Source organism: Acidisoma sp. 7E03 (assembly GCF_054665075.1).
Genome location: NZ_BAAFHE010000002.1, coordinates 34769 through 48514 on the forward strand (window position 1 = coordinate 34769; position 13746 = coordinate 48514).

At 66.7% G+C, this 13746-nt stretch carries 10 protein-coding genes and 1 tRNA gene; 3 read left to right on the top strand and 8 right to left on the bottom strand.

Going from position 1 to position 13746, the window contains the following annotated elements:
- Positions 1–148: 148 nt before the first annotated feature.
- The 3 genes from ssuD to ACYQ6W_RS02960 all read right to left on the bottom strand — a co-directional run bounded on the left by ssuD (position 149) and on the right by ACYQ6W_RS02960 (position 4430).
- Positions 149–1312, bottom strand: coding sequence for an FMNH2-dependent alkanesulfonate monooxygenase (gene ssuD, locus ACYQ6W_RS02950; protein WP_459673477.1), 1164 nt, complete (start codon positions 1310–1312; stop codon positions 149–151).
- A gap of 18 nt (positions 1313–1330) precedes the next feature.
- Positions 1331–2788 carry an FAD/NAD(P)-binding protein gene (locus ACYQ6W_RS02955; protein WP_459673479.1) on the bottom strand — a complete coding sequence of 486 codons (1458 nt, stop codon included), beginning with the start codon at positions 2786–2788 and terminating at the stop codon, positions 1331–1333.
- 130 nt (positions 2789–2918) lie between these two features.
- Entirely contained in the window at positions 2919–4430 is a 1512-nt protein-coding gene (locus tag ACYQ6W_RS02960) for a helix-turn-helix domain-containing protein (protein ID WP_459674040.1), read from the bottom strand.
- 81 nt (positions 4431–4511) lie between these two features.
- Between ACYQ6W_RS02960 and ACYQ6W_RS02965 the strand changes: the two genes are divergently transcribed.
- The 3 genes from ACYQ6W_RS02965 to prpB are packed head-to-tail and all read left to right on the top strand — an operon-like array spanning position 4512 to position 8136.
- Positions 4512–6026: an MmgE/PrpD family protein gene (locus ACYQ6W_RS02965; protein WP_459673480.1), complete on the top strand. Its 1515-nt coding sequence runs from the start codon at positions 4512–4514 to the stop codon at positions 6024–6026.
- A gap of 28 nt (positions 6027–6054) precedes the next feature.
- Positions 6055–7206 carry a bifunctional 2-methylcitrate synthase/citrate synthase gene (gene prpC, locus ACYQ6W_RS02970; protein WP_459673482.1) on the top strand — a complete coding sequence of 384 codons (1152 nt, stop codon included), beginning with the start codon at positions 6055–6057 and terminating at the stop codon, positions 7204–7206.
- Positions 7207–7218: 12 nt separating this feature from the next.
- Entirely contained in the window at positions 7219–8136 is a 918-nt protein-coding gene (prpB, locus tag ACYQ6W_RS02975) for a methylisocitrate lyase (RefSeq protein ID WP_459673484.1), read from the top strand.
- 8 nt (positions 8137–8144) lie between these two features.
- Here prpB and ACYQ6W_RS02980 read toward each other — a convergent pair whose 3' ends face one another.
- The 5 genes from ACYQ6W_RS02980 to ACYQ6W_RS03000 all read right to left on the bottom strand — a co-directional run bounded on the left by ACYQ6W_RS02980 (position 8145) and on the right by ACYQ6W_RS03000 (position 13735).
- Complete coding sequence (locus tag ACYQ6W_RS02980) at positions 8145–10541, bottom strand: transketolase (RefSeq protein ID WP_459673485.1); 2397 nt, start codon at positions 10539–10541, stop codon at positions 8145–8147.
- A gap of 338 nt (positions 10542–10879) precedes the next feature.
- Positions 10880–11464, bottom strand: a complete 585-nt coding sequence (locus tag ACYQ6W_RS02985; RefSeq protein ID WP_459673486.1) for a hypothetical protein — start codon at positions 11462–11464, stop codon at positions 10880–10882.
- Between the two features lie 224 nt (positions 11465–11688).
- Positions 11689–11976 carry a hypothetical protein gene (locus ACYQ6W_RS02990; RefSeq protein WP_459673488.1) on the bottom strand — a complete coding sequence of 96 codons (288 nt, stop codon included), beginning with the start codon at positions 11974–11976 and terminating at the stop codon, positions 11689–11691.
- Between the two features lie 97 nt (positions 11977–12073).
- Positions 12074–12149 (bottom strand) — tRNA-Phe (locus tag ACYQ6W_RS02995).
- 92 nt (positions 12150–12241) lie between these two features.
- Positions 12242–13735: a carboxypeptidase M32 gene (locus tag ACYQ6W_RS03000; protein ID WP_459673490.1), complete on the bottom strand. Its 1494-nt coding sequence runs from the start codon at positions 13733–13735 to the stop codon at positions 12242–12244.
- Positions 13736–13746: the final 11 nt, after the last annotated feature.

Below are 13746 nucleotides of genomic sequence, written 5' to 3' on the forward strand. Positions count from 1 at the left end.
TGGATAGGATCGCGGCCTCCAGCATCAACCATGCGACTTCGGACAACGACAGGATCGGGGGCCTTGCGCTGCAGATCGCAAGCGCGTGTGACCAGGGTAATACCCTCGTCGCCTATGGCGTCTCCGTGTGCGCCCTTCGCTGAGGACCTCAGCCTTTTGCGCCAAGCCTCACGTTGCCGCCATGGCCGCCGCCGCCGAAGACTTCCTTCTCGCCGAAGGAGGCGCGGAGCTTCTGGCGCGGAGAGTCGATGCCGAGTTCCGGAAACAGCAGTTCTGCCACGCGATAGGCTTCTTCGAGATGCGGATAGCCCGAGGCGATGACGGTGTCGATGCCGAGCGCCTGATATTCGCGGAGCCGCGCGGCCACGGTCGCCGGCGAGCCGACGAGCGCCGTGCCGGCGCCTGAGCGCACCAGCCCGACGCCCGCCCAAAGATTGGGCGAAACCTCCAGCTTGTCGCGCCGCCCGTTGTGAAGGGCCAGCATGCGCGCCTGCCCGACGGAATCCGATTGATCCCGCAGCGCCGCCTGAGCGGTGGCGATGGTCTCGTCGGACAGGTGAGAGATCAGCCTGTCGGCGGCGGCCCAGGCCTCCTCGTCCGTTTCGCGCACGATGAAATGCAGGCGGATGCCGAAGGTGACGGTGCGGCCATGCTTGGCCGTCGCTGCCCGCACATGGGCGATCTTTTCCGCCACCTGCGCCGGCGGCTCGCCCCAGGTCAGATACTTGTCGACGAGGCCGGCCGAAAAATCGACGGCGGCATCGGAGGAGCCGCCGAAGTAGAGCGGCGGCCGCGGCTCCTGCACCGGCGGCACACCCAGCCGCGCATGATGCGCCTGAATGTAGCGGCCCTCGAGATGCGCTTCGCCCTTCTCCATCAAATCGTTAAAGACCCGGAAGAACTCGGCGGCGTGATCATAGCGCTCGTCATGCGGCAGAAAGATGCCGTCACCCGCAAGTTCTTTGGAATTGCCGCCGACGACGATGTTGATCAGCAGCCGTCCGCGCGAAACGCGATCGAGGGTCGAGGCCATGCGCGCATAATGGCTGGGGGAGGCAGTGCCAGGGCGGATGGCGACGAGAAACTGCAGGCGTTCCGTATAGGCGGCGAGATGGGCCGCCAGCATGAAGGATTCCTCGCAGGCGGCACCGGTCGGAATGAGCACGCCGGAATAGCCGAGGCGATCGGCGGCTTGCGCCACGGCGGTGAAATAGTCCGGCTCGGAGGGGCGCGACAGGAAATCCGTGCCCAAATAGCTGCCATCGCCGGAGGAGGGGATGAACCAGAGGAAATCCAGTTTGCTGTCAGCCATGCGAAGAAGCCTTCTCGTTCAGGGTGCAGATGCAGGGGTGGCGGCGCCGGCCAGGACGCGGGCGACATCCCGCGCCACGGCCTCGGGCTGTCGGGCAACCTGGGGCAAGCCCATCAACTCGCCGAAGCGTTCGCGCGCCAGAGGCCCAACGACGCGAAGGAAGTCGAGGGCTGCGCCGTTCGTGCCGATCGCTCGGCTACGATCATCGACGGCAAGACCCAGCCCGAGCGGGTCCGCCTGGATCAACCCTTGGGCCGCCAAGCTGGCCAGAACGGGAGATTGGCGGATCAACTGGCCGTGCGCCGGCCCGGTCGCGATGATCACATGGTCCGCGCGGAAGCTCTCGACCGGCCCGTGCCCGTGATGGCGTGGGCGCAAGCCGACCGTCACGCTATCGCCGACCGCGATATGCGCGAGCGCGGCGGCCCGCACCCGCAATTGCCCAGAGGCTCTCATGCGCGCCAAAGCCTCGGCCATCGGCGGGGCGATGCGATAGCGATGCGCATCCCAGAAGCTGCGCAGATGTCGCAGGAGGCGCCGGCGTTCGTCCTGATCGAGACCGCCCCAGATGCCCGAGGCGTGGGTGCGCACGTCATCCAGAACCGCATGCCAGGATAGGCCATCCTGGCCGGCCGCTCCGATCAGGGCGCGGATGCGGGCGGTCAGCGCGCGGGCCGTGCGGGGGGCAGGCTCGTCCGCAAACCAGGAAGGCGGGGGGAGGGGCACGGCACCATGCTCCCGGGGAAGAAGGCCGCGGCGAGAGAAGGCAAGGACTGGCCCCCGATGCCCCCGGCGCGCCAAGGAGACGGCGATATCCGCCATGGTGAGGCCAGTGCCCACGATCAGCACCGCATCCTCGGGCGCGATGGTGTCGAAGGCGTCCGGCGCCCAAGGGTTGGCGATGAGGCTCGGATGCCCTGCCAGCGCCTGGGCGATTGCAGGCGGCGCCGCCGGCGGCGGATGGCTTGTCGCGAGGACGAGGATGTCGCTGTCGAGGGTGGCCCCGGTGTCGAGCGTGACCGCAAACCCGCCCGCGTCGGTCCGCTCGGCCGCGGTCGCACACGCGCGCAGGTGGTGGAGCGATCCGGCGGTGCTTGCTGCAGCCTGCGCCACCTGTTCTCTCAGATAGGCGCCGAAAAGGGCCCGGCGCGGATAGAGCTGACCGTCGGACCAGGCGCCCTCCGGATCGTCCTGCAGATGGTTGCCGGACCTCAGCCAGCGGTCGAAATGCAGGGGATCGTCCTCGTAGATGGACATCTTGGCCGCGGGCACGTTTACGCGATGGGCGGGGTCTTCGGTCGAATAAGCGAGGCCCGGGCCGAGGGCGGGCCGAGGCTCGACCACGGTGATCGCGGCGACAGCTGGGCTGCGCGCCAGCGTCAAGGCGAAGACGCTTCCGCTCAGCCCGCCGCCGAGGACGGTTACGCGGGGGCGACCGGCGCCTTCGGCCGGCCCGTGCTGGTTCGGCAAGGCCACAGGCACACTCCTGAATAAACGGAGGCCGCTGGAGGCGCGGGCGCCGCAGTTCAAGGTTCGGGGAATCCCCGCGACAGGCAAGGATGAGATCACACAATTCCTATCAAATCAATATGAATATTCCATCGCCTCAGGGTCGGATGCGGTAGGGTACGACGCCACGTTCCACCGTGCCCGTGTCCAGTGTACCGCTGGCCGGTGGCACGGCACGATGACGGCAGTCGACCCGCTCGCAGGCCCGGCAGCCCGGGCCGATCGGGTCGGCGATGTTGGGATCGAGCAGATCAAGCCCGGTCGCGTAGACGGTCTGCGCCGCGTAGGAGACCTCGCAGCCGATGACGATCGCGACATTGCGTGGCCGGCTGAGATAGGCGCCGCCCCCGCGGCCCACGGTGCGGGCGATGTTGAGATAAGACACCTGGTCCGGAGTGCGGGCGACCTGCACCACAAGGCGGCCGGGCTGCACGAAGGCGCGGTAGACGTTCCACAGCGGGCAAGGGCCGCCGAAGCGCGCGAACTTGAAGCGCGTGGCACTGCTACGCTTGAGCACGTTGCCGGCGATGTCGGTTTTGACGAGGAAAAACGGAATGCCCGTCGCCTCCGGCCGCTGCAGCGTGCTCAGGCGATGGCAGACCTGCTCGAAGCTGGTGCCGAAGCGGTTTTGGAGCCGTTCGATGTCGTAGCGCAGGGCGCGTGCTTCTTCCAGGAAGCGCCCATAGGGCATAATGAGGGCGCCGGCGAAGTAGTTGGCGAGTGCAACCCGCGCCAGGGCGCGCGCTTCCGGGCCTGAAAGTCCTGCTGCCCTGATCTCGCGTTGAATCTCCTGGCGTTGCTCGGTCAAGCCAATGACATGAGCGATCCAGAAGAGGCGGCTTTCGGCAGTTGCTTCTTCCGCCAGCAGCAGGGTCTTTGTGGTCCGCTGCAAGCGCCACACCGTACCGCTGTCGAGCAGCCCGGAATCCTCGGCGATGGTGATGCCATGCCGGTCCCGCAGCAGACGGGCGAGATCTTCGCGCAGGCTGGCCGCGCCACCGAAGCGTGCTGCCTCCGCAAGGCGTTCGGCTGCACGGTCCAGCCGGTCGAAATAGTTCACGCGGGACTGCACCCAGTCGCCCACCTCGTCATAGGCAAAGCCGGGTGCGGCACGGAATTCCTGTGCTTCGATCTGCGCGGCGGACGGGGGGCGCACCATCCCGCCCGAGGGATGCAGCGCCTGATGCCGTTCGGCCAAAGCGAGATAGGCCTTGTAAAGCGTCAGAAACCGGTCGGCGACGGCCGGGGCGGCGCGCACCGCGGCGCGTGCCTCCTCGGCCGAGACCGCAGCCTGGGCGAAGAGCGGGTCCCCCGTCACCTCGCGCAGGCTGCTCGCCACCCGCTCGTCCGCCTCGTCCGCGAAGTGGCTGTCCGGCACGCCCAAAGCGGCGGCCACACGCTGGCGCAAAGGCGTTGGCAGCGGCCGCACATCCGCTTCCAGCTGGCTGAGATAGCCGGGCGAGATGCCGAGCGTTCCGGCCAGGGCCGCCTGGGAGAGCTGCCGATCCAGCCGCAGCCGGCGCAGCCTGGGGCCGGCGAAGACCTTTCTGCTGCGTGGAGTGCTGATCGTTCTGGCCTTTACAAAATTAACAAGATTAGCCTCGCATATTGGCCGCTTCTCGCAAAGTGTCCTCTGACGGTCGTGCCGAAACCGTGGCAAACTTGGCAAAAGATGAGCAGGGGAGCCGCCATGTTGACCCACGAAGTCCGCGTTCATCCGGAGAAGGACCGCCTGCCCCGGTCTGGGCAACTCGCCTGGAAGATCGCCGCGGTCGCGGCGGACCCTGTGCCGGTGCTGCCCGAGGTCGCCGAGATGATCATCAACCGGATGATCGACAATGCCGCTGTCGCCATCGCCGCGATCAACCGCCACCCCGTCGTCTCGGCCCGCGGCCAGGCCGTGAACCATCCCCGTCCGGGCGGAGCGACCGTCTTCGGCCTGGGGCCGGATGTGCGCGTGCACGCCGAATGGGCGGCCTGGGCCAATGGCACCGCGGTGCGCGAACTCGACTATCACGACACCTTCCTGGCCGCCGACTACAGCCACCCGGGGGACAACATCCCGCCGATCCTGGCGGTCGCACAGCAATGCGGCGCAGACGGGCAGGCGCTGCTTCGCGGCATCGCCACGGGCTATGAAATTCAGGTCGATCTCGTCCGCGCGATCTGTCTGCACAAGCACAAGATCGACCACGTCGCCCATCTCGGCCCGTCCGCCGCCGCCGGCATCGGCACGCTCCTCGGTCTGTCACCGGAGGTGATCTATCAATCCATCCAGCAGGCGCTGCATGTGACGACGGCGACCCGCCAGAGCCGCAAGGGCGAGATCAGCTCGTGGAAAGCCTTCGCCCCCTCCCACGCCGGTAAGCTTGCGGTGGAGGCGGTGGATCGCGCCATGCGCGGCGAAGGCGCGCCCAGCCCGATCTACGAAGGCGAAGACAGCGTCATCGCCTGGATGCTGGACGGCAAGGACGCGCTCTACCACGTGCCGCTGCCGGCGCCGGGGGAGGCGAAACGCGCCATCCTCGACACGTACACCAAGGAGCATTCGGCCGAATATCAGAGCCAGGCGTTGATCGACCTCGCCTTTCGGCTCGGCAAGCGCATCAAGGATTGGAACAGCGTTGCCGACGTGCTGATCGAAACCAGCCACCATACCCATTACGTCATCGGCACCGGCTCCAACGATCCGCAGAAGTTCGATCCCCAGGCCTCGCGTGAGACGCTGGATCATTCGATCATGTATATCGTGGCGGTCGCCCTGCAGGATGGCACGTGGCACCATGTGCGCAGCTATCTGCCGGAACGGGCGCAACGACCGGATACGGTCGCCTTGTGGCGCAAGATCCGCACGATCGAAGATCCGAAGTGGACGGCGCGCTATCATTCCGAGGATCCGAACGTCAAAGCTTTTGGCGGACGGATCATCGTCACGCTGACGGATGGCACCACCATCGTCGATGAACTCGCCGTCGCGAATGCGCATCCCCTGGGCGCCACCCCTTGGATGCGGCCCGATTATGTGCGGAAGTTCAAGACCCTGACCGAGGGCATCCTGGAGCCGCAGGAGGTCAGCCGCTTCCTCGGTCTGGTGCAGCGTCTGCCGGAGCTGCGTGCCGAGGAGTTAGCCGGTCTCACCATCGCCCTGCCGCCCGGCGATTTGCTGAGCAGCGCCGAACGAGGCATTTTCGGCTGGGGGCAATAGACGGGTCAACGAGGAGGGGAGGCAGACAATGAGCGAAACCGCCACTGCGCCGAAGCCGAAGAAATCCGTCGCCCTCTCGGGCGTCGTCGCCGGCAATACGGCGCTCTGCACCGTGGGCCGTAGCGGCAATGACCTGCACTACCGTGGCTATGACATTCTGGATATCGCGGAGAGCAGCAGCTTCGAGGAAATCGCCTATCTCCTCATCCACGGCGTGTTGCCAAATGCCTCGGAGCTTGCAGCGTACCACAGCAAATTGCGTGCGCTACGCGGTATTCCGAGCGCGGTCAAAGCGGTGCTGGAGACGCTGCCCGCGGCCGCGCATCCCATGGACGTGATGCGCACGGCGGTGTCCACCCTCGGCTGCGTCCTGCCGGAAAAGGACGATCACGGCCATGCTGGCGCGCGCGACATCGCGGATCGGCTGCTCGCCAGCCTCGGCTCGATGCTGCTCTACTGGTACCATTACAGCCATACCGGCAAGCGCATCGCGGTAGAGACCGAGGATGACAGTATCGGCGGCCACTTCCTGCACCTGCTGCACGGTAAGCCTCCGACGGAGAGCTGGGTGCGCGCCATGCACACCTCCCTGATCCTCTATGCGGAACATGAGTTCAACGCGTCCACCTTCGCCTGCCGTGTCGTCGCCGGCACGGGTTCCGATTTCCATTCGGCCATCACGGCAGGCATCGGCGCGCTGCGCGGCCCGAAACACGGTGGCGCCAATGAATTCGCCTTCGAGGTGCAGAAGCGTTACGCAACTCCCGAGGAGGCGGACGCCGACATCCGGCGCCGCGTCGAGGCGCGCGAAGTCATCATCGGCTTCGGTCATCCGGTCTATACGATCGAGGATCCCCGCAACGTCGTCATCAAGGAGGTCGCGCGCCGGCTGTCTGCCGAAGCCGGGGACATGAAGATGTTCGCAATCGCCGATCGGATCGAGGCCGTGATGGCCGAGACCAAGCGGATGTTCGCCAATCTCGATTGGTTCAGTGCCGTCTCTTACCATGCGATGGGCGTGCCGACAGCGATGTTCACGCCGCTCTTCATCATCGCCCGCACGGCAGGGTGGAGCGCGCATATCATCGAGCAGCGGATGGATGGCAAGATCATTCGCCCGAATGCCAATTACATCGGGCCGGACAGCCGGGCCTTCGTGCCCTTGGCCGAGCGCAGCTGAAGGAGCGCGACGATGACCTATCTGCTGGCCGAAGACATGCCGACCGAACCGGCGGGGGTGCGCTTCCGCCGTCTTGTCGAGCGCGGCGGCATCCTGCAGCTGCCCGGGGCGCATAACGGTCAGGCGGCCTTGCAGGCGCGCCAGGCCGGGTTCGAGGCGCTCTATCTCTCGGGTGCTGCGATGACGGCCAGCATGGGCCTCCCCGATCTCGGCATCATCACCGTGGATGAGGTGGCCTTCTTCATTCGGCAGATCGTGCGCGCGGCGCGGCTGCCGCTGCTCGTCGATGGCGACACCGGCTATGGTGAAGTGCTCAACGTCATGCACATGGTCCGCACGTTTGAAGAGGCGGGCGCCGGCGCCGTCCATATCGAAGACCAGCTGCTGCCCAAGAAATGCGGCCATCTCAACGACAAGAAGCTCGCCGATGCGCATGATATGGCCGCGAAGATCGCGGCTGCGAAAAAGGCGCGACGGCATCTCTACATCATCGCGCGCACCGACGCCGCCGCGAGCGAAGGGATGGACGGCGCCGTGGCGCGGGCGGAACTCTATCTGCAAGCCGGGGCGGATGCGATCTTCCCGGAGGCCTTGACCGATGCCGAGATGTTTCGGGAATTTGCGCGGCGGGTCTCGGCGCCCTTGCTCGCCAACATGACGGAATTCGGCCGCACGCCCTTTTTCACCGCGGCCGAGTTCGAAGCCATGGGCTATCGCATGGTGATCTGGCCGGTGAGTTCCCTCCGCGTCGCGAACAAGGCGCAGGAGCGTCTCTATGCCGCGATCCGCCGGGATGGCGGCACGCACGCCATGATCGACGCGATGCAGACGCGCCAGGAACTCTACGCCACCATCGGCTACAGCGACTACGAGGCGCTCGACAGCTCGATCATCGCGACCGTCGTGCCGGCAGCCATGCCGCAAAAATAGCGGCGCGCTTAGGCCGAAGCGCGCCCGGTGCCCTGGATGGGCGTCAGATGGCGGATGGGCCGTCCTGCGGAAATCGCCTGGGCGGCGGCGACGATGCCCTGTGTGTCGATGCCGTTGAGGCGATAGAGATCGGCGATGGTGCCGGTCTGGCCGAAATGCTCGACGCCGAGCGAGCGTGTGCGGTGGCCGCTGACGGCGCCGAGCCAGCCAAGCGTCGCCGGATGACCGTCGATCACCGTGCAGAGCGCGCAATGGCTCGGCAGGCCGGAGAGCAGGCCCTCGGCATGGCTTTTGGCCGTATAGTCGCCGGCCTCGCGGGCGCGCTGCGCCGCGGTCCACCCGGCATAGAGGCGGTCCGCCGAGGTTACGGCCAGCAGTCCGACATCGCGGCGGTCCTCGGCGACGAGCCCGGCGGCTGCGATGGCCTCCGGCGCCACGGCGCCGGCATAGGCGATGACGAGCTGCGCATTCGGGCCGGGCGGGCGCATCCAATAGGCCCCTTGTGTGATGGCCTCGGCGAGGTCCGGCGTCATTTCGCGCCGTGGCTGCTCGATGCTGCAGGTGGAGAGGCGCAGATAGACCGAGCCGCCGCGCTCCTCGGCAGTGCGCCCGCCGTGCCGCTGCATATGCGCGAAGCCCCAACGCATGATGACGGCGAGTTCGTCGGCGAAGGCCGGCTCGAAACTGGTGAGGCCGTCCTGCGCCAGGCCGATCAGCGGCGTCGCGATGGACTGATGCGCACCGCCCTCGGGCGCTAGGGTGACGCCGGAAGGGGTGGCCACCAGCATGAAGCGGGCATCCTGGTAACAGGCGTAGTTCAGGGCATCGAGGGCGCGCGCGATGAAGGGATCATAGAGCGTGCCGACGGGCAGCAGGCGCTCACCGAAAATCGTATGGGACAGGCCGAGCGCCGAGAGCATGGTAAAGAGGTTCATCTCGGCGATGCCGAGTTCCATGTGCTGGCCGTGCGGCGCGAAATTCCAGGCATAGGTGGAGGGGATGCGCTCCGCCTTGAAGATGTCGGCGATCTCCTCGCGCGCGAAGAGGCCGCGCCGGTTCACCCAGGGGCCGAGGTTGGTCGAGACCGTCACGTCCGGCGAGGCGGTGACGATGCGGCGGGCGAAATCGCTCTCGCTCTTGGCGATCTCGTGCATGATCAGGCCGAAGCTCGCCTGGGTCGAAGCGGTCGGCTTGTGGGGCAGGGCCAAGCTCTCCGGCACGGCGATCGAAGGCGCCTCGAAGCGGCGTGATCCGCCCTGCGCGAAGGGAACGGCGGCGAGGAAATCCTTCAGCACCGGGGCTGGGAAGGGCAGGCCCTCGAAGGGGTCCCACTCATGCCCGTCCCGCACCTGCATGGCGTGTTTCAGCGCCTCCACCTGGGCCGCATTCATGAGCCCGGCATGATTGTCCTTATGGCCTGCCAGCGGCAGGCCATAGCCCTTGATGGTATAGGCGATGAAGCAGACCGGGCGGTCATGCCGGCGGGCTTCGGCAAAGGCGTCCAGCAGCACATGCGGATCGTGGCCGCCGAGATTGCCCATCAGCGCTGCCAAGTCTTCGTCCGACCGGCGGTCGATCAGGTGCGTGACCGGTCCCTGGTCCCCGAGATCGTCGAGCAGGCGCTTGCGCCAGGCGGCCCCGCCCTGAAAGGTGAGGGCGGAATAGAGCTGATTGGGACAAGCCTCGATCCATTGCCGCAGCCGCTCGCCTCCCGGCTCGGCGAAAGCCGCCTGCTGCAGCTTGCCGTGGCGCAGCACCACCACGTCCCAGCCGAAATTGCGAAACATCGTCTCGAACTTCGCCCACAGGCCTTCGCGCACCACGGCGTCCAGGCTCTGGCGGTTGTAGTCCACGATCCACCAGGTATTGCGCAGACCGTGTTTCCAGCCTTCGAGCAAGGCTTCGAAGATATTGCCTTCGTCCATCTCGGCATCGCCGATCAGCGCGATCATCTTGCCCTCGTCGCGCGCCGTGCCCCAGCCTTTGGCGCGGAGGTAGTCCTGGGTCAAAGCGGAGAACAGCGTCTGCGCCACGCCCATGCCGACGGAGCCCGTGGAGAAATCGACGTCGTCGGTGTCTTTCGTGCGAGACGGGTAGGATTGTGCACCGCCGAGGCCTCGAAAAGCCTGCAGCTTCTCGAGGTTCTGCCGTCCCAGAAGATACTGGATGGCATGAAAGATGGGGCTGGCATGCGGCTTCACCGCCACCCGGTCTTCCGGGCGCAGTGCACCGAAGTAGAGGGTGGTCATGATGGTGGCCATGGAGGCCGAGGACGCCTGATGGCCACCGATCTTCAGATCATCCACCTTGGGCCGCAACGTATTGGCATTGTGGATCATCCAGGTCGAAAGCCACAGCGTCTTGCGGGCCAGGGCTTGCAGGATTTCGGTCTTGTCAGAGCTCATGAAACGCGGTCCGCTGCATCATGGTGTGACGCCAAGGCATGGTCTGGGTCGCGCGTGACGCGCCGCTGCGCGCGGCAATGGCCGCCTCGATCGGTCGGCAGCATCTCAGCATATCGCGTGATGCGGCCTGCACAAAGAAAGATGAGCGACAGTCAGCTTGGACTGGCCGTGCGGTTCCGACACATCATTGTGCTCAGCCGCTGTTGCGCTGCAGCAAAAGAATCGTGACGCCCAACATCTGCAGCGACGCAGATGCCGTTCGACAATTGATGACAGAGCAACGATCGGTCAGCGCGCTCGCTGGCATTCCGGCACGATGGGGTGCGGCCAGCCGCGCATTACGGCCTCCAGCTCGACCGTTCCACGAAGAATTCCGGAAAGATCAGCCGATTCTTCCAAAAGATCGGTTCACGAAGCGCCGTCGCCAGCCGTGTGCCGATACGCGAGAGAAGATGTGCGGCCTCGGGCTTGATGAGGACGAGAAAGCTGCCTGAATCGGGCACGCAGGCGGTGCCCAGCGCCTCGATGAGATGGCGAATCCTGTCGGCGCTGCACTTCAAGACCTCATCCGTGCCGGCGAGGGGCACGTCTCGTCTCATGGCGCCGAGGCCTTCCAGCGTGATCCGCAGGCACGGTGTCTCCAGCCGGCCGTCCGCATGGAGGCCATTTTGTTGCAGTGCCGCAAATGTCCCCGGAAGCCCCGTCACCGCATCATGACCGGGAAGGTTGCGCGCCTCGCGCCACGCGGCATGCAGTGCTGTGATGTCGCGCTTGGTGCCGACGAGCCGGCGCGGACCCAGACCCGCGGTAAAGACCTTGCCGTCGATGTGGACCCGCCGCTTCTGGCTCGCGTCGATCCAGATCGACGCATCGAGACTGAAACCATTGCCAGAGCGAATTCCGTAGGCGCGCACGGCCTGCATCCGTTCGCGGCACCCATCGGCATACATCTCTACAATCGTCTGCCGGCGCAGATCGGCTTCCGGGGCTATGCCGAACAGCTGCCGCACGACGGGCGACCAGGCGAGCTTCTCCGATGGCAGCTCACACTTCCAGAGCCCAACAGCCGTGCCACTCGCGTCGTTCGCCATACCATCATGCTCGAGGTGTCGCGCGGCGTCACGAAGGCGCGTCGCGCCGATCCACGCTAGATGAAGACCTCGTCTCGCGCCAGATGGCGCCCATCGAGGGGTGGGGGCAGCGCGTCAGGGAAATCGGCGACGTTCCGGTCGTGCATCGGCGGGACGGCTCCTCTGCGCACAGCCGAGGCGCCGATCGGCGCCATGAGCAGAGGAAGATCCCGCACCGTGCCGAACCAGGCGGTGCTCACGAGGCCGGTCACCGCGATGCCGAGGCAGGCGCCGAGCGACAGGCGCAGCCCCTCGGCGAGACTGATGGTCTGGGGCTGCGGCAGAAAGCGCCGGAGAAAGGTCATCGGCGGCTCCGGGCAGCATCGGGTCGAGAAGAACCCTCTCCGCGATCTGCGGGCCCGGGGAGCGTCTTCATCTGTGGGGAAGCGGTGTGGGAAGGAATGGTGCCCAGGGGCGGAATCGAACCACCGACACTGCGATTTTCAGTCGCATGCTCTACCAACTGAGCTACCTGGGCATGCCGCCCTCTCGGGCGTGGCGGGTGGGTAGCCCAGCCCGGCGCCGGGATCAAGGGGGGTTCTGCCATCAACCCGTCATCAAAGGCGCGGGTCAGCCCGGCGTGAGGTAGCGAGCGGTGAGATGCGCCTCGAAATCCTGCGCGTCGAGTGGCCGGCCGGTTGCTGCGCGCATGAGATCGTTGAAGCCAAGGAGGTTGGCGCGACCATGGATCTCCCGCCGTACCCAGCCCAGGAGGCCAGACAGATCGCCTTGCGCCAAGGCGCCGTCGAGATCCGGCAGCGCACGGCGGATCGCTGCCATGATCTGCGCCGCCGCCATCGCCCCCAGCGTATAGCTCGGGAAATAGCCGAAGGCGCCGTCGTACCAGTGGATGTCCTGCAGGCAGCCGCGCCGGTCGTCCGGCGGGGTGATGCCGAGCAGACCTGTCAGGCCCTCGTTCCACGCCCCCGGCAGGTCGGAGACCGGGAGATCGCCCGCGATCAGCGCCCGCTCCAGCCGGAAGCGCAGGATGACATGGGCCGGATAGGTGACTTCATTGGCTTCGACGCGGATGAACCCGCGCTCCACCCGCCGCAGCAGCCGTCCGAGGTTGTCGGGAGCGTAGAGCGTCGTGTCGCCGCCAAAGGCCTCGTGGAGCTGCGGACCCAGCCAGGACAGATAGGCGTCGCCGCGGCAGACCTGCAGTTCGATCAGCAGGGACTGGCTTTCATGTGCCGCCATGCCGGCCGCTTCACCCACCGGCTGCCGGGCATAGGCGCGGGGCAGGCCGGCTTCGTAGAGCGCGTGCCCGGTCTCGTGCATCACCCCCATGAAGCTCTGGAAGCACTCGTCTTCCGAATAGCGGCTGGTGATGCGCGTGTCCGTGGGTGTCCCACCGCTGAAGGGATGGGCCGAGCGGTCGAGCCGGGCGTGGTTGTAGTCGAGGCCGGCGGCAGCCGAGAGGCGACGGCACAGCGCCTCCTGCACCTCGGTCGGGAAGGGGCCGGGCAAGGGCCGGGCCGAGCCCTGCGCCGCCTGCAGAGCCTCGGCCCGCGGCAGTGCATCCGCCAGAAAGACTTCGTAGGCGGAGAAGATCGGCTCCACATCCGCGGCGTTGATGCCGCGCTGGTAGAGGTCCATCAGCGCGTCATAGGGCGTCATGCCGAAGGCTTGGCCGAGGGCCGCGCCCTGCTCGCGCGCTAGGCGCACCACCTCTTCGAGATAGGGCCGCACCATGGCGAAATCGGACGCGGCCCGCGCCTGCCGCCAGACGGATTCGCAGGCGGAATTGGCGCGGCTCTGCGCCTCCACCAGATCGGCCGGCAGCGCCACCGCTTGCGCGTGGCGATGACGCATGAGGGCGAGATTGGCGACCGCCCACGGCTCTGCCGGCGGGGCGGCCTCGGCCGCTGCCAGATCCTCCGCGACCGCGGGATGGACGGTGAGTTCGTGGGCGAGACCGGAGAGTACGGCAAGCTGGTCTCCGCGCGCCGCGGCACCACCTGGCGGCATCATCACGGAGGCGTCCCAGTTCAGCATGGAGATCGCTTCCCCCACGGTCGCAATGCGTGCGAAGCGGGCGGAGAGGCGATCATAGGCGGTCATGCGGAACCTTT

What these genes read in the sequence shown, in the direction of transcription:
- ACYQ6W_RS02980 (WP_459673485.1), bottom strand. Translation starts at nt 10,541, where the DNA reads ATGAGCTCTGACAAGACCGAAATCCTGCAAGCCCTGGCCCGCAAGACG.
- ACYQ6W_RS02990 (WP_459673488.1), bottom strand. Translation starts at nt 11,976, where the DNA reads ATGACCTTTCTCCGGCGCTTTCTGCCGCAGCCCCAGACCATCAGTCTC.
- prpB (WP_459673484.1), top strand. Translation starts at nt 7,219, where the DNA reads ATGACCTATCTGCTGGCCGAAGACATGCCGACCGAACCGGCGGGGGTG.
- ACYQ6W_RS03000 (WP_459673490.1), bottom strand. Translation starts at nt 13,735, where the DNA reads ATGACCGCCTATGATCGCCTCTCCGCCCGCTTCGCACGCATTGCGACC.
- ssuD (WP_459673477.1), bottom strand. Translation starts at nt 1,312, where the DNA reads ATGGCTGACAGCAAACTGGATTTCCTCTGGTTCATCCCCTCCTCCGGC.
- prpC (WP_459673482.1), top strand. Translation starts at nt 6,055, where the DNA reads ATGAGCGAAACCGCCACTGCGCCGAAGCCGAAGAAATCCGTCGCCCTC.
- ACYQ6W_RS02985 (WP_459673486.1), bottom strand. Translation starts at nt 11,464, where the DNA reads ATGCAGGCCGTGCGCGCCTACGGAATTCGCTCTGGCAATGGTTTCAGT.
- ACYQ6W_RS02965 (WP_459673480.1), top strand. Translation starts at nt 4,512, where the DNA reads ATGTTGACCCACGAAGTCCGCGTTCATCCGGAGAAGGACCGCCTGCCC.